We start from the raw sequence: 21402 nt of genomic DNA, 5'->3' as shown, positions 1-21402 counted from the left end.
AAAGTCGCTGATCCTGAAAAAATCAAAAAATATTTTATCACTTTAGGTAATTAAAAAGAAAACGACCAGTCAGTGACCAGCCGTTTGTCTGTATTATTATTAACCTATGATAAAATGTCTGGCACGGAATCTAATTTCGTGTCAGATTTTAATTCCGAAAGAAACGACAAAACTACGTCCGTCTGATGTCCAGATCCCTGCGCCCGGATACATTGTTGGCCTTTTTGTATAATATTTTTTATCCAGAAAATTGTTTACTCCAAACCTTAACGTGTAATTTTTGGCAATACGCAGCGTGCCGTTGAAATCCCATATACCATAGGACGGCACCTTTCCCCGCGCACCATTAACCGACGGTTCAATAGTATTCAGGGCATCGGAATACAATTCGCTTACATAACTGTATTGTAAAGTTGCAAAAAGCTTGTTGTGTGCAAATTGCAAACCATTTCTGCTGATCCAGGTCGGCACGCCTTCCAGTTTATTTCCTTTGACATCCGTATTTTCGTTGTTCAGAATAGAACGTCCTTTGAGGTAATGCGCATCGAAATAAGATGTTGAAGTGAAGACAGAAAGTTCGGTTTTGCTGCCTTTTGTGCCAATGGTTGAAAAGGGAGTATATTCTGCATAAAGCTCAACTCCTTTGGTCATGGTATTACCTGTGTTCGTGCGCAGGATATAAGCCTTTCCCTGGTCGTCCGAGAGGGCGAGCGTCCCCATCCTGTTTTTGTACAACATCTGAAAAACGCTCAGATCGTAGGAAAACACGGATCCTATTTTTCCGTTGATACCTGCTTCGAGATTATAACCTTTTGCATCTTTCAGATTTTTGTCAACCTGCTCCAAAACAGAGCCAGGGATAATATCTTTGAAAACCACCGGACGATAAGCCTGAGAAAAACCTGCATAAATCCGACTCTCCGCACCCAGTTTGTACTGCGAACTGATACCAAAAAGCGGGAATTTATGCTTAATGCTATTTGGCAAAGCCTCCGGCTGATAATATGTGATCGTACCGGTCATGTCCGTAGCACCGCTTTCAACACGGAACCCTGGCGAAACGGTCAGCTTTGGCGTGATGTACAACAGATTTTCCACAAAAACAGCAACGTTTGTGGTTTTCATATGAAGGTCTCTGCCCCAAACCGGATTTGTCAGCGTCAGATCGAAATCATTGCCCGTTGTACCTTTGCCGAGCTGTCGGCGGCGCAGGTGATTTTTCATCAGCTGCACCCCGCCCGATACAAAACTGGTAAGTCCGGCGACACGGTATTGGTGCACAAGACGCAGTTCGGAGGTGAAACTTTTGAAGTTATCAATATCAACCTGTCTGTTTTTGTACTGATTGGTGGTCGGGTCGATCACGTCCGGAACGTTGGCAAAAGCATCGATCATCACACTGTTCCGGCTTCCGAAAACGCCTGAGTTGGTCAGGCGCAGCTTGGTTGATGCGTTTAATTTCCAATCTGCCACAATGGAAGGAACGTAGATATCCGGGTTGAAATAATTGCGGGAACGAGTTGCCTGACGAGAATCTTCCGCAAACATTGCATCGGTTAATGGTCCGGGAATCTGGTAAACATAGGAGGAACGGCCCAGTTCGGCTTTAACCTTGAATGACTTGCTGAATTCGTAAGTAAGGCTTGCAAACTGGGATTGCGCATCCGACCTGGCGTTTTTACGATATCCGTCGGAATGTCTTTTCTGATAGTATGCCGAGTAGGTCAGTTTTCCGACTTTTCCGCTGATCGCGTTATAGGAACTGAACAAACCAAAGGAACCGCCGGAATTTATGGTCTCAAAAGTAAATGCTTTGGTCGTGTCGGGTTGTTTGGTTACATAATTGATCATCCCGCCAAACTGAGCACCATATTGTAACGACGCTGATCCGCGCACAAGCTCAATACGCTCGATCGATTCCATAGCCGGGCTGTAATGACTGGCCGGGTAGCCGTACATATCGGAATTGGTGATGATTCCGTTCTGCCGGATATTGTATTCCCACGAACGGTGCGGGTCGAGTCCGCGGGTGGAGATGTTAATCTGATTGCCGCTGCCGTCCATATCATATACAAATACGCCGGGAATTTTTGCGAAAATCTGACGGCCGGTTTTTTCCGAGATATTGGCGTTTACACCGCCCAGTTGAATTACCTCATTTTTCTTTCCAGCTGGCAGGTAAACACCCTGTACATCAGGCAATCGCTCTACCTGAATACTATTTTTCTTTTCTTCGATCACGACTTCTTCCAATCGCTGGATATCTTCACGGAGCGTGACGGTCACATGATTACGCTCACTGGCCATAACCTTGGTTTTCAGCTTCTGCGAAAAATAGCCAACCGAAGAAATATGGAGTGTTTGTTCGCCAGCCAGTACCGCTTCGATTGTAAAAAAGCCTTCCTTGTCCGTAATTGCCCCTTTTTTTGTTTCTTCGATTCGTACACTTACACCTTCAATCCCTAATCCGTTGCCGCCAATAATCCTGCCTGTGAGCGAATTTTGGGCATAACAGATTACGTTTACCAGCATAAGAAAGGCCAAGGTCAAAATCCGTCGCGGGTTGGTGGTGGAAAGAAGGTTTTGTTTTTTTATAGTAAAAGTTTTCAAGAGCATATGGGCTATCTGGTATTCTGATTAATCATGTTTTATGCAGGTTTGCTTGCTCACGCAATGGCGGGAACAAACAATCGTTCAGGGCTATAACCCGGAGTATCAATGTGTAAAACACGGAGAAAACCATGCCCTATACATCTCACACCTGGAAAAAGCCTGACAGGATTTCCTGAGAAGTAAAAACGTAATTTAAATCAGATCCGGGGGAGGAGACTGGATGCTTGCAGCGGGTATTAAAGGCCGTTCTGCCACATAATGGTATGTTGCCGGAGAAGACCATTCAAAAAAGTAAAATGTATGCTTCCGGCCAATGGCCATGTACTCTTTCAGGAAGTTTTTAAGAATAGAAAGCGGCAGCCCTTTGTGGGCGTCGTTATTGGTGCTGGCTTCATCATCAAACGTTGAAACGAGGCTCCAAAAGCGTTCGCGTGCAGTCTGACTAAATTCGCAGTGCACGTACAAGGTGTCATTTACAATTTGCCTGGAAACGATTTTATAGTATTCATTACCTGTAAGAAGTTCTTCATCCGATGGTTCCGGATTCTGCCAGTTGTTTAAATAAGGCATCGCCAAGGGGAATTTTAGCAGCAGATCGTTGCTGTCTGATGCTGCGGACCGGTTTTCTTTTTCACTCAGTCCCAGTATATTATATACGGAAAACCCCATCATATTAAAGAAGAGGAGTCCGAAGAGTAATATGGAAACAAGTGTTTTCAAACGGCCGGGTTTTTGAACAAAAAGCTTATTATTACAAATATACTTTGAAGTCGATGAAATTCAACTCTTTATAATCCGGTCCCGGTAAAATTATTTCAGCGTTTAAGAAGTTTTAGCGAACAATTTTCTTTGTCGCAGTTTTACCTGTTTCGTCCACAGCTTTGATGATGTATAAACCGCTCACAGTTTGGCGAAGATCCAGCTGCTCACTCCATTCCAGGCTTTTAGCGGTTGTTTTGATCTCTTTTACCACAGTGCCTTCCAGACTGATTAGCTGCACTTTCAGGGTTGTAGGATTTTTGCTCGAAACTTTCACCGTCAAATAATCCTGCGTAGGCACCGGATATGCTTCAACGGCCAGCGTTAATTCATCGTAGTTTTTATCCGGAGTCCCCGTGATAACCCCTGACTCCGTTGCCGGGACGTAAGGCGGAATTTCGACCACAGGGCCTGGTTTATCAATAACCGAAATCACCCCTTCACGGTATGATTCCGAAATTTTAATGCCACCTCTCCATTCATCAATAACGACTGCATATACATATTTCCCTAAGGCTTCCGGTGCATTCCAAATCAGTTTTTTATCGGCCTGGTCGATAGAAAATGTTCCTGTTTTGCTTACATCATTAGGGTAAACGTAATTGTAATCGATCAAACGAACACCGCAGGTCCCCGGGGAGGGAGCACTTAATTTCTGCAAATGAGCCGATACGCTGTCGGCATCGCTGTTCACCGGCTTAAGATCAATTTTGAGCACCTGTTTTGCACCCGTGGAAAATAGCGGAAAAGGTAGCTCTGGTGTGTTATTCGAAACGGATGTGTTTATGACGGTCCATAAAAACATTTCAGTCCCAAAGCCGGTATAATTGAGCATTCCGTCTGTCCGGTTTGTAATGGAAGAGGAAATCTGAAAGACTCCCGTGGACGGATAGGTATGCGTTAATTCGTAGATGCCCACTGAAACGCCCTTTGAATCTCCGGTTAACTCTGTATAGCTGATCCTGTCCGCCTGCCCGGTATTACCATCACCGAAACAAACCAGAACATTGCTTTGCGCGCCAGCTGCCGGGGCGCCACTCACTGCATCAAAATAAAGCTGAACCTTGATTTTGTAGGTCAGCCCCGAAGTATTGGTTGCGTGTATATCACCCCCAAGCAAATGCGTTGCTGAGCAAATGGAAGTGGTTATGAAAAAAAGTAAAATCGTTTTGTAAAGGGTCTTCATATAGAATAGGGTTTTTCGTCGAGAAGTCCGTATGTAACTCTTCAACGAAAGAAATGGAACAATTCGTATCTGCAATATAATAGAATTGTCGTTGTCATCAACCGGTTATTTAGAATTTGAAAAAAACATAAATTTAAGGCGCTGATAACCTTTAATCTATGTTTTTAGATTTTTTGAAATCGCTGAATTTAGAGTAGAGTTGCCTGCGGTTAAACTTTTGGCATGGATAAGATTTCGAAATTTTAAAGCTACTATGGAATGAAAAAATTACTGACCAGTATGGCTATGCAGGCAGTCATATCTTTTGGCGCAGTTCACGCACAGCAATCCGACTGGAAAATTGTCGAGGGAAAAATTGTAACACCATGGGCTGAGAAAGTGAATGCTGCGACACCCCATCCTGAATACCCGCGTCCGCAGCTGGTCCGTGAAAAATGGGCGAATCTTAACGGGCTTTGGAATTATGCAATTATTGCAAAATCCTCATCAGATACAAAACCTGCGGCCTTTCAGGGAAGGATCCTGGTGCCTTTTGCGGTGGAGTCTGCATTGTCGGGCGTAGGGAAAACGGTTGGCAAAGACAGTGTGCTTTGGTATCAGAAAACCCTTACGCTATCGTCAAAATTGAAGAACCAGAATATTTTACTTCATTTCGGCGCTGTTGACTGGGAATGTGATGTTTTTGTAAACGGAAAAAAAGCGGGTTCGCATAAGGGCGGTTATGATGGATTTTCCATCGACATCACATCGTTTCTTGTAAAAGGAGAGAAACAGGATCTGGCGGTTCGTGTCTGGGATCCGAGCAGCGATGGCCCTCAGCCCCGCGGAAAACAAATCAAAAATCCGAACAGTATCTGGTACACACCGGTGACAGGAATCTGGCAAACGGTCTGGCTCGAAACGGTACCGACAACCTACATTGCTGCTACAAAAAACACACCGGATATCGATAAAGAGTCTGTTACGATAAAATCGGTTGTTAAAAATTCGCTCGCAGGTGACGTGGTTAAAGTGACAGCGCTGGATGGTGCTTCTGTGATTACAGAAAAGGAGGTGTCTCCTGAGGAAGACGCTGTTCTGGATATCAAAACACCGAAGTTATGGTCGCCGGATACGCCGCATTTGTATGACCTGAAAATTACGCTGATCCGGAAAGGCAAAGTTGTGGATGAGGTAAAAAGCTATTTTGCCATGCGTAAAATATCGATGAAACCGGATCAGAACGGGATTCAGAGAATGCTGCTCAACAATAAGTTTGTTTTTCAATATGGACCCCTGGACCAGGGCTGGTGGCCGGACGGACTTTATACTGCACCAACGGATGAGGCGCTGAAATTTGATATTGTGAAAACAAAGGAAATGGGTTTCAACATGATCCGGAAACATGTGAAGGTGGAACCGGCAACCTGGTATCGTTATTGCGACCAGCTTGGCATGCTCGTTTGGCAGGATATGCCGAGCGGGGATTTGGGAAATCGTTGGGAGCCAAATCCGGGGATAACGGGAAATGAAACGGATCGTGATCGTACGCCTGAATCTGAAAACATTTACAAGACAGAGTGGAAAGCAATCATGGATGCGACCTACAATTTTCCGTGTATCGTGGTATGGGTTCCATTTAACGAAGCATGGGGTCAGTTTAAAACGGAGGAAATTACGAACTGGACGATGAACTACGACCCGAGCCGTTTGGTTAACAGTGCGAGTGGTGGCAATTTTCTTCCCGTAGGACACATCATGGATCTTCACCATTATCCGGCGCCGGTAATGCCGAGACCGGATTTATTCGGAGCGAAGCAGGTGATCGTGTTGGGCGAGTTTGGCGGTTTAGGTTTACCGGTTGATAAACATACCTGGCAACAAAAGGATAACTGGGGATATCAGAGTTTTAAAAGTAAAGAGGAGCTTTACAAAAAATACGAGTCTTTCATCAACAGTTTTGAGCCGCTGATCAAAAGAGGGCTGTCCGCTGCGGTTTACACACAGACAACCGATGTCGAAGTTGAAATCAACGGATTAATGACCTATGACAGAAAGGTGATTAAAATGCCGGAGGCAAAACTTAAAGAAATCCATTCCAAGTTGTACAACACGGCATGGGGAAATGTGAATCCGTAATAAGTTACTTTATATTACAAAACGGCCCGGGATCTCCGGGCCGTTTTTGATTATTTATTGTTTCAGTTGAGCCTCTACGACGGCAATAGCGACCATGTTGACGATTTCACGTACCGAACTTCCCAGCTGAAGAACGTGTACCGGTTTTTTCAAACCTAACAGGATAGGCCCGATCGTTTCCAAATTCGCGGCTTCCTTCAAAAGGTTATAGGCGATATTGCTGGCCGAGAGATTTGGGAAAATTAAAGTGTTGGCTCCTCCATCGACCAGGTCGCTGAAAGGGTGATGTTGTTTGAGAAGTTCTGTGTTGAAAGCCAAATGCGCCTGCATTTCACCTTCAACGATCATATCTGGGTTCCGCTTTTTCAGAATGGCAGCGGCTTCACTCATTTTCTCCGCATCCACGCCGCGCGCACTTCCGTAATTTGAATAAGTTACAAGCGCAAGTCTTGGCTGAATGTTGAACCTTTCGACAGTTCTGGCCGTGAGTTCGGCAATTTCAACAATATCATTGACGCTTGGATCCAGGTTAACTGTTGTGTCCGAAAAAAAGAGCGGCCCGCGTGGTGTGAGCAGAATGTACATACCGGCCACTTTGTTGACATGATCCTGTTTTCCAATCACATGCAAAGCCGGACGGATGGTATCCGGATAAGTTCGGGTAAGTCCTGAAATGAAGGCATCTGCGTCACCGTTCTCGACCATCATGGATCCGAAATAACTGCGGTAATAAATCGCCCGCTTGGCTTCAAGCGGAGTCATCCCTTTGCGCTTCCGTTTATCAAAAAGCTTGGCAGAATAAGCTTCTATGATCTCCGAATTCTCCTCGGCACGTGGATCGATGATTTTTACATCCTTTAAGTCGAGCTTGCTTTCATCAATCAGGTGAAGGATCATTTCTTTGTTACCCAGCAAAATCGGCGTTGCGATACCTTCGTCGCGTACCTGCTGTGCGGCTTTCAAAACCTGCAAATTTTCAGCATCAGCAAACACAACACGTTTAGGAGATAATTTCGCTTTGTTGAGTATGACGCGGGAGAGCTGTTCGTTGCGTCCGAGTCTGCTGGACAGTTCCTGTTCATAGGCCTCCCAGTCAGTGATTACTTTGCGCGCAACACCGGTTTCGATTGCAGCTTTTGCAACGGCAGGTGCCACGGTTGTGAGCAAGCGGGGATCAACCGGCTTGGGAATGATGTAGTTTCTGCCAAAAACGATATTGGTTTCTCCGTAAGCCAGGTTAACGATATCAGGAACCGGTTTACTGGCAAGGTCAGCCAGGGCATGAACGGCCGCCAGTTTCATGGCTTCATTAATCTCCGTAGCTCTGACATCCAGCGCACCCCTGAAAATGTATGGGAAACCCAGTACGTTGTTCACCTGATTGGGATAGTCAGATCGGCCGGTTGCCATAATTACGTCTTCTCTTGCCTCAATGGCGTCAGGATAGGGGATTTCAGGGTTTGGATTTGCCATTGCCAGCACAATCGGATCTTTCGCCATGGACCTGACCATATCCTTGGAAACAATATTCGCAGCCGACAATCCGAGAAACAGATCGGCCCCGACCATCGCATCTTCCAGCGAGTCATAGGCAACATCGGTCGCGAATTGTTTTTTCATTGCATTAAGGTCGGTGCGCCCATTGTGGATATGCCCCTTGGTGTCAAACATGGCGATGTTTCCCGGTGTGGCACCAAGTGAGAGGTATAATTTGGTACAGGATACCGCAGAAGCTCCTGCGCCTGAAACCACAATTCTAATATCTTCAATATTCTTTTTGACGATCACAAGAGCATTCAGCATAGCGGCGGCACTGATGATCGCGGTGCCGTGCTGGTCATCATGCATGACCGGGATATTGAGCTCTTTTTTTAAACGTTCCTCGATTTCGAAACATTCAGGAGCCTTAATGTCTTCAAGATTGACGCCGCCAAAAGTGGGTTCAAGAATCTTGACCGTTCTGACAAATTCGTCGACATCTTTGGTGTTAAGCTCGATATCGAAAACGTCGATATCTGCATATATTTTAAACAGCAAACCTTTCCCTTCCATCACGGGTTTGGAAGCTTCCGGACCTATATCGCCTAACCCTAAGACCGCCGTACCATTACTGATTACAGCAACCAGATTGCCCTTGGCAGTATATAAATAGGCATTTTCGACATTGTCCGCAATTTCCAGACAAGGTTCTGCAACGCCGGGCGAGTAGGCGAGAGAAAGGTCTCTTTGGGTGTTATATTCTTTGGTGGGAACTACCTGAATTTTGCCAGGTCTGCCTTTTGCATGGTACTGCAAGGCATCTTCTTTTCTTATTTTTTTGTTCATACCATTGTGAAAATTTTTCACACTAAGGTACAAACATTCGTTGCAACGCAATGAAAAAAGCCGGTTATTATAACCGGCCGGGATTCACATAAAAAGGTCGTTGATTTGTAGCTCAGAAAGCCTTTTTAGATGAAGATATATTTTTGCTTTCGAATGAAGATTTGGCAAATTTATTTCGCTCCTTGATGATTACCGATCTTCTTTTCAGGTAATGTGCCAGCACCATGTAGGCGATGAACATGCCGATATAAATGTACAGTGAAGCGGTATTGGAAATATTTCCGTGGAATGTAAAGAACAAAGCCGTGTTGAGAATGGTGATCATCCAAAGCGTAAAGGAAGCCCAGAAGTGATTTAAACCAGAGTCAATGAGGATGTGGTGCATGTGGTTTCTGTCGGCCACAAAAGGCGAACCGCCTTTGACGATACGGACAATAAAAACGCGCAGTGTATCAAAAATAGGTACGATCAAAAGTACCATCACAATAATAGGTGCATTGAAATAAGCCTGGCTATCGTTTTTGTAGCCAACGTTGAGCGACAGGAATTCCACAGCGAAAATCGACAGTAGATATCCGATGATTAGAGACCCGGTATCACCCATGAATATTTTACTCGTTTTCGAAAAGTTAAAACGCAGAAAACCAAGCAAAGAACCAGACATCGCAAAAGCAAGACAGCCAAACGAAAAATGGTCGTTCAGAATAAACCAGATTCCAAAACCCACACCGGCGATGAGGCTGATACCACCGGCAAGACCGTCAATTCCGTCGATCAGGTTGATGGCGTTGATGATGGCGATGAAGATAAACACGGTAAGCGGGATGCTAACGAAGTAAGGGATCTGGTGAATCCCGAATATTCCATAGAAATTATCAACCTTGAAATTCCCCATAGCCACCAGGATCAGCGAAGCGCAGATCTGGACCAGAAGTTTTTTCGTGGAATCCAGGGCCAGAATATCATCTTTAAGGCCGAGAAAAAACAGTATGATCACGCCCGTCATGGACAGACTGATGATATTGGAATCAACGATATTTTCCGAATGAGGCCAGAGAAAATAGGCAATCAACGTAGAAGCAAAAATGGCGATACCTCCCAATGTCGGTGTTTCTGTCTCGTGTGAGCTCCTGAAACCCGGTTTTGCCGTTAAATGCAGCAAATTAGACAGGTTGATGATAATGGGAATGGAAATGATAGACAGGAAACAGGCAATAAGGAAGGAGAGGATACATTGATAAACATCATGGTGAACCATGTTGTTAAATGATCCTTCGCTTACTATATATGTTGGTAGTTGTAGTTCCATAATTCTGGTTGTTGAACGATCCGATTAAACAATCCTATTTAAATCTGATTTTCATCTCAAATTTGACGAATTTCCCGGAAATTTTAATGCGCTTTACCGGAGGAATTCAAAATACTTATTTAATGGCCTGTTGTGATTATTTAAAGGTTTAGTATGTGTTTTTGTATAATTCTGGTCTTATATAAACTGTAAAATTTTCCTCGCCGGTTTTAGCCAAAGTGTAAAAGGATAAGGTTTTAATCCATTGATCTTCCACGCTTTCCTGTCATTTTTGTTTGCATCAAGGCGGTTCTGAAAATTGCTGTTACTGACACCACCCGTTCGCATTTTTACGATGACACTAGGAACATATGCAAGCTTTATGCCATGCTTGTAAATCATACGTAACATCAGCTCATAATCGGCGGCACTTCCCATATCAAGCCGGAAATTACCGTACTTTTCGTAACAATTTCTCTTTAAAAAGAACGTCGGGTGCGGAGGCATCCAGCCCATTAAAAAGGAATTCGGCTTATACTTGCCCGAGATCCATTTCCTTTTGATAACCGACTCGTCCTGCGCATCCACATAGTTTAAGTCTCCGTAACAGGCATCTGCATCGTTTTTTTTCGCGGCATTAACGATTTCGGAAATCACCGTATTACTGGCGTAAAAATCGTCCGCATTCAGGATACCGATCAAATCTCCCGTTGCAAGTTTAATGCCTTTATTCATGGCATCATAAATTCCTTTGTCCGGTTCACTCAGAAATTTCTGAATCTTACCACCGTAAGACTCAACGACTTTCTTGGTTCCATCCTTTGAATTTCCGTCGATAATAATATACTCAATCGAATCAAAATCCTGTTTAAGAACCGATTCAATGCAATGGTTTATGGTTGAAACGCCATTGAAGACGACCGTTATAATACTAACTTTCAATGTGTCAGATTTCTTGTTTTAATAAATACACAGGGGTTTCCCTGATAAATTCCATAGGCTTCCAGATCTTTGGTGGCGACAGAATTCACGGTCAATACAGCATGCGAATGAACAGTTACTCCCGGGCAAACTGTGGCTCTGGCGCCGATCCAGGCTCCGCTTTCAATCGTTATCGTTTTGACAATCAAATCAAAGCCTGGCTTTGTGAAATTATGATTTCCTGTCAATAACATGGCTCCCTGGCTTAGACAACAATTGTTGCATAAAGTAACGGTTGTGAGGTTGTCAATCCACACATTTTCGCCGATCCAGATGTCACTTTCTGCGATAAAAAACCAGGGGTATTTGATGTTAACCTTGGGTTTGATCGTGACATTTGAACCAATTTTTGCTCCAAATACTCTCAATACCAATATTTTAAAAAACATTGGTATGGGAAGGTATGTATTAATTGTAATTCTTCCAATAATGTACCACGCAACCTGTTTGAAAATGTTACCAGGTTTGTACCAACTGTTGTTATAACTTGACAGACTGGTTTGGGCTCTGGAGGTCTTTTCCATATTCTGTCCTAAAATGTGATATTATATCGTTCTTCTCTTTTCCGGCCCGCTGATAAACTTCATAAATTTTGGCATCAACCAGAAACCGGTACCAGAAGCCTTGGAGGAAATGCCAGATTAATCCTTTTTTCCCGTCCAGAAAACCTCCCTTTACGATAAACCGGAATAAAAAATACATAAACGGCCTCGTGAAAAGGGGCAGATTCGCATACTTTATTTTAAGATAACGCGTCCTTTGCTCCTGGCTGCCCCAGAAATTGGGAGTAACCGTTTCTTTATTGCCAAAGTTATATTTTATATTTAATAAATCTATGACTTCACGGATTGCGTAATTATTATGTTTCTGTGTCCACCAGGTTAAATTATTCAGATTATGGTCGACGATATCATTTTGCAGCTGCGCCGTGGTGCCACTGCTTAACTTGATATGCTCGTCCATCCATAGTTCCTCACACACACCAAGTCCGCGGCGCCAGATCCTCAATAGCCAGATCGGGTAATAACCGCCGTGGTTGATCCACTGGTCCATAAAAACGACGCGTCTTTTAACATACAACCCCGAGATATTTTCAGGTGTCGATGCCAGTGATGTTTTTAATTCTTCGGCAAGTTCGGGAGTGATATATTCATCCGCGTCCATTCTCATCAGCCATTGCGTCTGATGCGGATTATTCTGAATACCGTAATTAAACTGGAAGGCGTAGGAAATCCAAGTATTCTGAACGACAACAGCGCCCAGGCTTTCGGCTATTTCAACTGTGTTGTCGGTTGAGTAAGAATCAATTATGAAAATTTTATCCGTAATCAGCAAAAGGCTTTTTATGCATCGGCCTATGTGTTTTGATTCATTATTCGTTAAAATGATGACGGATAAATCAACCATATTGTGGTCTGGAATTGTGGAAATTACGGTTTAGTGTATGTTTTACTCTGCCAAAGGTAATTACATTTTTTTAATTTTCTTGTACTCTTCCAATAATTGGTTTGCAACGACGGTGATGTCAAAATTCTCCGTCACCATCCTGAAAGCCTGATTTTTTAATTGATCAGCGTACGTTTTATCTTGCAATATTTTAAGAAGTCCTGCTGCTACTCCTTCGCTGGTCAGCGGAGTTAGATAAGAAGCATTGTATTTTTTGATGTAATCGCCAAAACCAACACGGTCAGAAACCAGCGTGGGTACTTTGGAGGTCATCGCTTCAAGCACAGCAATCGAAAAACCTTCGGAATAGGAAGGAAGGACGAAAAGATCGGCATCTGCCAGTGCTTCTTTTTTGATCGTGTCGGTAAGCATACCTACAAGTTTGATCCGGTCTCCCAGATTATGCTTGTTAATAAATTCCTCAGTTTCTGCCTGATAACCGTCATCCGGCCCGGCAAGGATTAACACCGCATTTGGCAATTTTTCATATACCTGCTGAAAGGCCGGAAGCAACAGATCCAGGCCCTTTTTAATATTAAGACGCCCCATGAACAGCACCATTTGCTGGTCCGGACGGATGCCATGTTTTTTTCTGAAAATTCCCTTTTCCGGCAAATTAATGTACTCCGAAACCTTCATTCCGTTGGGAACGATCACCATATTGGCCGGGCGATAGCCAAGATACCGGATCACATCTTCCTCTTCATCGGTATTATTAATCTGAATCAAATCTGCCTTGCCCAGGATTTTTTTCTGATACAAAGCTGTAACAATATCTTTTTTCCACTTGCTGTGTGCAACCGCCCAGCGGTCAAGCAAACCGTGAATGGTGATTACCAAGGCCGCTTTATGCGGGATCAGGAACGGTGCCAGACTTCCAAAATGCCATATCCCGTGCATATGGATAATATCATACCGGTGAATGTTCTTTTTGAGATAATCATACATTTCGATCGAAAACTCGCGGTAGAAATTACTGATCGGCGTGGTGCGCTTGCATGGGATCAGTCCGGCGCCCTCCGGGGCCGGGTACATTTTTTCGCCCGGGGTCATCGGGCTTAGAATATCTACCTCGTGTCCCTGGCTTAATACCTCCGTGGTGTGGTCGTAAATAATTCTTGCAGGGCCTCCAATAGCCCAGGTATAAGCACAGATATTTAGAATTCGCATAATTTATATAATGTGTAATAACTTGTTACCGGTTCACCGATATCCGTCGTGTCAACCTAAACTTTTGTAACAGGCTACCATTTCTTTGGCAACAGTTTTTGATGAAAATGGTTTTATTAATGCCAGCGATGCGTCGCCCATGGGCTCTATCTTTTCAGGATGTTTCGCAAAAAACTGCATGGCGTTTTCTAATTGTGATTTGTTATCAGGACTGAATGTAAAGCCGTTGACATTGTCTTTGACAAGATCTTCTGCACAACCGCACTTTTCGGATACGATCACCGGCATACCGCATACCATGGCTTCGTTGACCACCAGACCCCAGGGTTCTGACTTACTTGGCAATATCAGCACATCGCTTTGGGCAAGCCACTCCGGAACTTTATACCAGGGATGGCCGCCTGCAAAGATGATGCTTTTATTTTGAAGATAATCTCCGGATAGTAATTCGAGGCTCTTTCGGGCTGGTCCATCCCCGACAAACAGCAGGTTCCAGTCCGCTCCGGCCGGTTTTTCTTTCAGCGATTTGAATGTCTCAATTAACATTTCCAGATTTTTCTCCTCAGCCAGCCTGCCTACATATACAAACTGCCTTTTTGTTGGTGCGGACAAATCCTGATCAAAGGCTTTTTTTGCTTTTTCAAAATGAGTTCTGATAATGTCTTCATCAATGACCGCAGCGTGTTTGACCGCGATTTGTGATTCTTTCACACCTAACGAAAGCAGGTAGTCCGCAGAAGATTTTCCGAAACAGAAAAAGGCGTTCGCATTGCTCACGATCCAGCTTTTGATCTTTTCTTTAATCGGCGAACGGTTGTGGTCCATCGTGGAAGATTCTGACGAGAGTACTACTTTCACGCCCTTCCATCTTGCGTAGACCATCAGCGCAACCTGGGCGTAGTCGAAATACCCGGTTACATTTAAAATCGTTGGCTGAAATTCATTGAAAGTTTTAAAAAGTGCTTTTACGCGTTCCTTGAAACCGACAGAATCCAGACTGCGGTTGAACAAAACCTTATATGGGTAATCATACTTCACCGTTTCGTCATCTTTCATGACACTTCTGCTCGCCTCATGCAGTGCAATGTGGGCGACAGAAAACACGCTTCCCGGCTCGGATGAGCTCAGGTTCGAATAGATTTCACTAAAAAGTTTAGACTTATAATGCGCCCATAATTGATTGTGAATAACCAGTATACGCATTATTGTTTCGGTTTTAAGTAGTCAAGAAATAGCGGGTAGAGGTTGTTTGCCAGAAAAACCTGACCTGCATTGTTAAAATGCACAACATCCATTTTGCGATAAAGCTTTTTAGAAATGCCAAACTGAAACTCGTCAATAAGTCTGACGTTATTGTCTCTGGCAAACTTAATGATTTCGGCTCCCTGGTCGTTGAAACGGCCGGAATCAATTTCCGAAATCTCAGGATGCAGATATATGAAAAACGGAATGGAATTTTCCTTTGCTATATTTACAAGCTGCTCATAACCCGGGTTAAATCCGATTCCGGACTTCCTAATACCCGCATCCGGTGTTGCAGGCGGCGGCGTGGCAACCGCAACAGATGTCGTATCAGTCTTTGGTTTTTGCGCAACCGGATCAGGTTCTTTTTGAGTAGAGAAAAACGGGATACGTTCCGAATAATACTCTACGTAATAGGGGTACAGGTATTTATAACGGTCCCACACTTCCAGAATCGCCGATTTATATTGTTTATTCGGCATATTGGGATCAACACCAACAACCATCTCATGGCCCATGATATCATGTGCATCGTGGCTGCTCGTCACCAGACAAATCAATTTTGCCTTAAACAATCCGAATTTTTTCAGGTAAGCCGCCACGTTATCAGGGCCCCAGGAGCCCGCGGAGATGTTTAATACACGAACACGCTTGTTTAATTTGGCTGAAAGCCGCTTTTCCAGGAAAGTAGTCGCAAGGCTGTCCTGATCCGTCAAACTGCCTCCATTGACAACCGAATCACCTACGAGTAGGATTGTGATGGAATCAGCAGGAGAGATAGCCTCATTACGCATGGAGAAATTATTGGTGCGAACGACGTTTCCAAATCGCTTTACTTCCTGATTTGGAGCGTATATATATTCAAAGTCAGGATCAGAAACATAGAGCGGAGCATTGCAAAATCCATATTTAAAACGGAGGACAGCCTCGGCAACGCCTGCAACGATTATCAGAAAAATAATAAACCTGAAAATAAATTTTAGCATAAAGTAATTCTATTTTTGCGATGTTCGCAGATGCAAATTTATAATTACTTTTTCATTTTTGATTTTTTATTGAAATTCGCAGCATGATTTCTACTAAATATCGCAAAACAGTTACGTACACATTACTAGGTTTAGTCATATTTTTCATATTTTGTTGCAGTGTAGTCTATCCGCCTTTCCATGGATACTACACCACAGATGAAAATTTTGTCGCCGATTCTGGCGTCCTGCTGTGGTACGGCAATACCCCACGCGGCCTCGACTGGCCGGCAGCGCCGAGTATGCTGTTTTACTTTATTGCCTTTGGAGCGTCATGTTTCATGTCGGTGCTCCAAAATCTGGGCAGTATCACCGGACTTATTTCCGTATTTGATATTTTTGATAAGCAAGCCTACCAATTTCTGGCAGACCGTGAGTCGTTTATATTGCTGGGCAGAGGTTTTCAAATACTTGCCGTCGGGTTAATTCTCTGGCAAACTGCAAGCGTTATTTACAAACGGGATCATGTGCTGTTGACGGATTCTGCACGGTTTTTCCTGCCGGTTATTTTTATTACGTCAACACTGGTTTTGGACACAACGCCTGTGTTAAGGCCTGAGGCACTTGCCGGTAATTTATTTATTTTGCTGATCGCCAGGATCTTGTTTTCGAAAAGGCTTACGTCAAGAGAAGTCGCGATCGGATCCGTAATCTTTGGTCTGATATTGGCTGAACGATTGATATTTGCATTTTTTGTACCGTTTTTTATTGGCGCCGTCTTCTTGCTTTCCGATGAGAAAAAATTCAGAGCCGTGTTGTTCTCGTTGCTGATGATGTTGTTGTCTTTTATTGTTTTCTGTCCGTTTATCATCTCTGATACGCTGGTGGTTCTCAAATCGTTTGTTGGGGGGATCATTGCCAAAATCAATGACAAACCCATGGGGACTTTATTCAATATGGAGTATATCGGCCTGTATCTGAGCCAGCCAGTGAATTACATCATTCTGGCATTAAGCGGACTGGGAATTTTTCAATTGCTGAAAACCGGAAAGCTGGTTTATTATTTACTGATCGGTAACTTGTTCTTGTTTCTCTTTCTCGTTTTAAGGTCCTCACTCATTTACGATACCCATGTATTGCCAGCCGCCGTGGTCAATATGTTTCTGATTGGTTTGGGGTTAAGTTTTGTCGTGGAAAAAGGCAAAACAGTTGGATCGAAGCTGGCTTTGGCCATGGTTGTCATGGTTGCTGTGGCCAATATTAGTGCTTCTTACGGATATCATACACGTGTGCACAAGAGAGTGAATATGAATGATGCCCATGACTGGATCCTGACGTTACCATCTGGGACGAAAATGCTGCTTAACCCTGAATTTGAATTCTTTATTCCAAAAACATATAATTGTTTGCTGCGTGAACAGGAGCAAAATATGGATAAACAGAAAATGATCAAGAAGCTAAATTATCTTTTGGGAAGTAAGGCTGGTATGGAGGTGGACGGCAAGGATCTGCCGATTATCGCCAATGCATTTGCGTTCGAAGATGAAAGGCAATACGATACGGAATACAAAATATTGCTGAAATACACGCAGCAGGAAAAACGAAAAGTATACGATTATGACATCTATTTTGATGCCGTAGAACTTGCAAGCCACAGCATCCAGACAGAAATAGCTTTTCAGGATTTCAAGGATGGTAAATACGAGTACGTAGTAACCGAGAAAAAACTCGACGGATTAGAACCCGTGAAAGTTTTCGATAAAGAATGGGGGAGTCCTTATTACGTTTACAGGGGAGAGAAAAAGTGAATCGGGAAATTTACAACCTGTATTCGTTATCATATAAAATATAAATTGTGCAAAAGGCCGTTCTTTTAGAATGGCCTTTTTTGTATATTACATATTGGCAATAGCTTGTTCACATTGGCTTAATCATGGGGTAATATAGGCAATGCACTTTTGCGCCTTGATTACGCATTAAGAGTTATTTTGAATACAAACGGATTGAGTTATTTACTTCATTACAACAACCTGACCTGGTTCTCAATACTTTCTTTTCAGACAAAAGATTTATTTCAAACGTTTGCAAAAAATTTCAAACGTTTGCATTGGGGTGTAAGCTATTTTATATTTTTTATATCAATAATACAATTTGTAATTTTGGTATACAATCTTACTCATACGGTATACAAACCCTTCCTGAATAGTTTATTATCAATCTTTAAAATCAAATAATCCACATTATGAGACAAACTCTATTAGTCAGCAAAAGAGGTATCTGCTGTTGCTTTTTGTCCTTCACTGCGGTGTTAAGCCTGAACGCAAATGCGGGCACACTCTCTGAAAATAAGCGGCACGGTTCCTATTTGTCTGTAAGGACAATGAAAGACATTCCACTGAGTGGAAAGGTAGTTACTGCCAACAACGAGGGACTTCCCGGTGTGACAGTAGTGATAGCGGGAACAGACGGAAGTAACAAACAAGGTACGACGACAAACGAAAAAGGAGAATTTACCTTCAGTGCCCTTGAAGCGGGTAAAAGATACACCATTGATTTCAGCTACATTGGTTTTGAAAAACAATCGGTAACAGATTTTCTACTGACCGAGTCAAACAACAGTTCTGTTAAAGTGACGCTGAAAGAATCGGCTTCCGATTTGAGTGAAGTTGTTGTGGTAGGTTATGGTAGTACTGCTAAAAAGGATATTACCGGATCCGTTAAATCGCTAAAAAGCTCTGAATTTAACACGGGGATTATCAACTCTCCTGAACAGTTGTTTCAGGGAAAAGTGGCCGGTGTAAACGTAACGTCTGCAACCGGAGAACCGGGTGGTACGGTTAGTATCGCTGTTCGTGGTCCAGGCGGGGTTCGTACGGGAAGTACGCCGCTGTTTGTCGTGGACGGCCTTGCGCTGGACAACAGCAGCACGGGTGGATCTACCAACCCGCTTAGCTTTTTAAACCCACAGGATATCGAGTCCATTGATGTTTTGAAAGATGCGTCTGCAACGGCGATTTATGGTGCAAGAGGCGCGAATGGAGTTATTTTGATCACAACCAAAAAGGGTAAGTCCGGTATGGCAACCGTTAATTACTCAGGCAGTTTTGGAATTTCAAAAATGGCAAGACCATTGGATATCTTGTCAGCAGATGAATTCCGTACCGAGGTAACCAAGTTAGGCGGTACGCTGATCGATGGAAAAGGTGATACTGACTGGCAAAAGGAAATTTCCCGTACCGGCATTACGCAAAATCATAACATATCACTGGGCGGGGGAACCGACAAGCTGACGTATTATGCTTCGGTAGGTTTGCAAAAACAGGAAGGTATTCTTAAAAACAGTAATCTTGACCGTTATACCGGTAGAATTAACCTGAACCAGAAGTTGCTTAATGACCGCGTTAGTCTGGATATCAATCTTAACGCGACCAATACCAAGAACCTGCGTCCTGCACAAGGGATGATCGGTGCGGCGATTTCGGCAAATCCAACTTATCCGGCATACGATGACAAAGGTCAGCCATTCCAATATGTAGATGGTACCAACCCTTTGATTACCCTGGCATTGGAAAAGGACCTTACGACGACAAATCGTGTGATCGGTAATATTTCTCCTTCGGTGACGATTATCAAAGGCCTTGTCTATAAGCTTAATTTTGGTATCGATAACTCAACTTCGACGCAGGATCTCCAATCGCTCGCCAATAAGGTGCCTTTTCAGGATGGTCGTTTAGAAACCAGGGACGTACGAAACAGCAACAGACTGATCGAAAACTATATCACCTATACCATCGACAAGAATAATCATAACTTCTCTGCGTTGGCGGGTCATTCTTATCAGAAAATATCGTTGCGAAAAAGAACTTACAGCATCAACAAATTTCCGGTGGGTGGGGTAGAACCTATCTACAACCCGGGTACCGGACAAGACATCAGCCTGCTTAACAACCGACCAACGGGAGAGGCCACGCTGAACGAATTGCAGTCATTCTTTTCAAGGGTTAATTATGCCTTCAAAGACAAGTATCTGGTAACGGCAACGGTTCGTGTGGATGGTTCTTCGAAATTTGGTGCCAATAACAAGTACGGGGTTTTCCCTTCGTTCTCTTTGGGATGGAGACTTTCTGAGGAAAACTTCCTTAAATCATCTGCGTTCAGCGATCTGAAAATCCGTGCAGGCTGGGGACAAACCGGTAACCAAGAAATTCCTTCCAAAATCACCCAGGCGTTGTTTACTTCAACCATTACGGACAAAACAACTTATCCTTTATTCAATGCCGGTGCTTATTTTGGCGGAACGACTTATGCCCGTTTGGCAAACCCGGACATTCAGTGGGAAACTTCGGCTCAAACCGACTTAGGTATTGATTTTGCCCTTTTCAAAGGAGCATTGAGCGGATCGATTGACTATTTCAGAAAAACATCAGAAAAAATACTTCTGGAAGTAATTCCGTCCGATCCGGTACAGCCCGCCGGTACGTTCTGGACTAACGTTGACAATATGAAAATCATCAATGAAGGAACAGAAATCGACCTTGCGTATAGAAAATCGCTTGCGAACGGCATACGATTTGGGCTGGCGGGTAACATTACTTTTATCAAAAACAATGTTAAAAATTCTCCTTATTCGGTAATTCCATCGGGATCTGCCCAGGGATCAGGACTTACGTCTGCAACGATCAATGGTTATATCAGCGGCGAACCTATCGGTACGTTCTATCTGAAAGAGTTTATCGGCTTTGATGATAAAGGTATCAGCAAATTCAGAGATGTGGACGGTGATGGCATCATCACGGATAAGGATCGCGTTGCGGCAGGTTCTGCACTTCCTACCAAAATGTACAATTTCAGCGGAAACATCGGTTTCAAAGGATTTGACCTTACTGCCAACTTCAACGGTGTATCAGGAAACAAGCTTTACGACAACACGGCCAACTCCAATTTCTATAAGCTGAGATTGTCAAAAGGACTTAACGTGATACCTGAGGCCTTTGCGAATGCAGAAGAATCAACAAGCAACTCGGCTCCTGTATCGACACGTTACCTGAAAAATGGCGCGTTTTTAAGATTGAATAACCTTGCATTGGGTTACAACCTGAACACAACTGCTTTGGGAATCAATAAGTGGGTCCAAACGATCCGTGTTTCGATCACTGGCCAGAACTTGTTTGTTGCCACCAAATACAACGGCTACGATCCTGAGGTGAACAACGACAGATCGATCAACGGTATCACTTCTTACGGTATCGATTACCTGAGCTACCCAAAAGCGAAGACGGTGATTTTTGGTTTAAATATTGGTTTTTAAT

General features: G+C 43.6%; 14 protein-coding genes. 3 read left to right on the top strand and 11 right to left on the bottom strand.

The window, feature by feature from the left end; genetic code table 11:
* Positions 1-141: 141 nt before the first annotated feature.
* The 3 genes from M1L62_RS15400 to M1L62_RS15390 form a co-directional block, all read right to left on the bottom strand.
* Positions 142-2532, bottom strand: coding sequence for a TonB-dependent receptor (locus tag M1L62_RS15400; protein WP_254560476.1), 2391 nt, complete (start codon positions 2530-2532; stop codon positions 142-144).
* Between the two features lie 273 nt (positions 2533-2805).
* Positions 2806-3333 (bottom strand): hypothetical protein, encoded by a 528-nt coding sequence (locus M1L62_RS15395; RefSeq protein ID WP_254560475.1) that lies wholly within the window; start codon positions 3331-3333, stop codon positions 2806-2808.
* 112 nt (positions 3334-3445) lie between these two features.
* On the bottom strand, positions 3446-4558 hold the full coding sequence (locus M1L62_RS15390; RefSeq protein ID WP_254560474.1) for a T9SS type A sorting domain-containing protein: 1113 nt from the start codon (positions 4556-4558) through the stop codon (positions 3446-3448).
* A 258-nt stretch (positions 4559-4816) separates the two neighbouring features.
* On the opposite strand from M1L62_RS15390, the gene M1L62_RS15385 reads away from it, so the two are divergent.
* The gene (locus M1L62_RS15385; RefSeq protein WP_254560473.1) at positions 4817-6676 is read left to right on the top strand and encodes a sugar-binding domain-containing protein; all 1860 of its coding nucleotides are present in this window, start codon (positions 4817-4819) and stop codon (positions 6674-6676) included.
* A gap of 54 nt (positions 6677-6730) precedes the next feature.
* On the opposite strand, the gene M1L62_RS15380 is transcribed toward M1L62_RS15385, so the two are convergent.
* From M1L62_RS15380 to M1L62_RS15345, 8 genes are all read right to left on the bottom strand, one after another.
* Positions 6731-9001: an NADP-dependent malic enzyme gene (locus M1L62_RS15380; RefSeq protein ID WP_254560472.1), complete on the bottom strand. Its 2271-nt coding sequence runs from the start codon at positions 8999-9001 to the stop codon at positions 6731-6733.
* Between the two features lie 112 nt (positions 9002-9113).
* On the bottom strand, positions 9114-10310 hold the full coding sequence (locus M1L62_RS15375; protein WP_254560471.1) for an MraY family glycosyltransferase: 1197 nt from the start codon (positions 10308-10310) through the stop codon (positions 9114-9116).
* Positions 10311-10487: 177 nt separating this feature from the next.
* A complete protein-coding gene (locus M1L62_RS15370) occupies positions 10488-11231 on the bottom strand; it encodes a glycosyltransferase family 2 protein (RefSeq protein WP_254560470.1) in 744 nt (247 codons plus the stop codon).
* The gene (locus tag M1L62_RS15365) at positions 11228-11794 is read right to left on the bottom strand and encodes a WcaF family extracellular polysaccharide biosynthesis acetyltransferase (protein WP_254560469.1); all 567 of its coding nucleotides are present in this window, start codon (positions 11792-11794) and stop codon (positions 11228-11230) included. The genes M1L62_RS15370 and M1L62_RS15365 overlap by 4 nt, the downstream gene beginning before the upstream one ends.
* On the bottom strand, positions 11751-12677 hold the full coding sequence (locus M1L62_RS15360; protein ID WP_254560468.1) for a glycosyltransferase family 2 protein: 927 nt from the start codon (positions 12675-12677) through the stop codon (positions 11751-11753). The genes M1L62_RS15365 and M1L62_RS15360 overlap by 44 nt, the downstream gene beginning before the upstream one ends.
* Before the next feature lie 60 nt (positions 12678-12737).
* Entirely contained in the window at positions 12738-13886 is a 1149-nt protein-coding gene (locus M1L62_RS15355) for a glycosyltransferase (protein ID WP_254560467.1), read from the bottom strand.
* Positions 13887-13937: 51 nt separating this feature from the next.
* Complete coding sequence (locus M1L62_RS15350; protein WP_254560466.1) at positions 13938-15089, bottom strand: glycosyltransferase family 4 protein; 1152 nt, start codon at positions 15087-15089, stop codon at positions 13938-13940.
* Positions 15089-16114 carry a hypothetical protein gene (locus M1L62_RS15345; RefSeq protein WP_254560465.1) on the bottom strand — a complete coding sequence of 342 codons (1026 nt, stop codon included), beginning with the start codon at positions 16112-16114 and terminating at the stop codon, positions 15089-15091. Before M1L62_RS15345 ends, M1L62_RS15350 begins: the two co-directional genes overlap by 1 nt.
* An 83-nt stretch (positions 16115-16197) precedes the next feature.
* Here M1L62_RS15345 and M1L62_RS15340 point away from each other — a divergent pair, with 83 nt between their 5' ends.
* Positions 16198-17901 (top strand): hypothetical protein, encoded by a 1704-nt coding sequence (locus M1L62_RS15340; protein WP_254560464.1) that lies wholly within the window; start codon positions 16198-16200, stop codon positions 17899-17901.
* A 572-nt stretch (positions 17902-18473) separates the two neighbouring features.
* Positions 18474-21401: a SusC/RagA family TonB-linked outer membrane protein gene (locus tag M1L62_RS15335; protein ID WP_254560502.1), complete on the top strand. Its 2928-nt coding sequence runs from the start codon at positions 18474-18476 to the stop codon at positions 21399-21401.
* Position 21402: the final 1 nt, after the last annotated feature.

This window comes from Dyadobacter diqingensis, assembly GCF_024220585.1.
Classification (GTDB): domain Bacteria; phylum Bacteroidota; class Bacteroidia; order Cytophagales; family Spirosomataceae; genus Dyadobacter; species Dyadobacter diqingensis.
The sequence above is the reverse complement of the archived record's forward strand: the minus strand, read 5'-3'. Positions and strand labels throughout refer to the sequence as shown.

What these genes read in the sequence shown, in the direction of transcription:
- M1L62_RS15375 (WP_254560471.1), bottom strand. Translation starts at nt 10,310, where the DNA reads ATGGAACTACAACTACCAACATATATAGTAAGCGAAGGATCATTTAAC.
- M1L62_RS15340 (WP_254560464.1), top strand. Translation starts at nt 16,198, where the DNA reads ATGATTTCTACTAAATATCGCAAAACAGTTACGTACACATTACTAGGT.
- M1L62_RS15380 (WP_254560472.1), bottom strand. Translation starts at nt 9,001, where the DNA reads ATGAACAAAAAAATAAGAAAAGAAGATGCCTTGCAGTACCATGCAAAA.
- M1L62_RS15345 (WP_254560465.1), bottom strand. Translation starts at nt 16,114, where the DNA reads ATGCTAAAATTTATTTTCAGGTTTATTATTTTTCTGATAATCGTTGCA.
- M1L62_RS15390 (WP_254560474.1), bottom strand. Translation starts at nt 4,558, where the DNA reads ATGAAGACCCTTTACAAAACGATTTTACTTTTTTTCATAACCACTTCC.
- M1L62_RS15365 (WP_254560469.1), bottom strand. Translation starts at nt 11,794, where the DNA reads ATGGAAAAGACCTCCAGAGCCCAAACCAGTCTGTCAAGTTATAACAAC.
- M1L62_RS15335 (WP_254560502.1), top strand. Translation starts at nt 18,474, where the DNA reads ATGAAAGACATTCCACTGAGTGGAAAGGTAGTTACTGCCAACAACGAG.
- M1L62_RS15360 (WP_254560468.1), bottom strand. Translation starts at nt 12,677, where the DNA reads ATGGTTGATTTATCCGTCATCATTTTAACGAATAATGAATCAAAACAC.
- M1L62_RS15355 (WP_254560467.1), bottom strand. Translation starts at nt 13,886, where the DNA reads ATGCGAATTCTAAATATCTGTGCTTATACCTGGGCTATTGGAGGCCCT.
- M1L62_RS15385 (WP_254560473.1), top strand. Translation starts at nt 4,817, where the DNA reads ATGAAAAAATTACTGACCAGTATGGCTATGCAGGCAGTCATATCTTTT.
- M1L62_RS15350 (WP_254560466.1), bottom strand. Translation starts at nt 15,089, where the DNA reads ATGCGTATACTGGTTATTCACAATCAATTATGGGCGCATTATAAGTCT.
- M1L62_RS15400 (WP_254560476.1), bottom strand. Translation starts at nt 2,532, where the DNA reads ATGCTGGTAAACGTAATCTGTTATGCCCAAAATTCGCTCACAGGCAGG.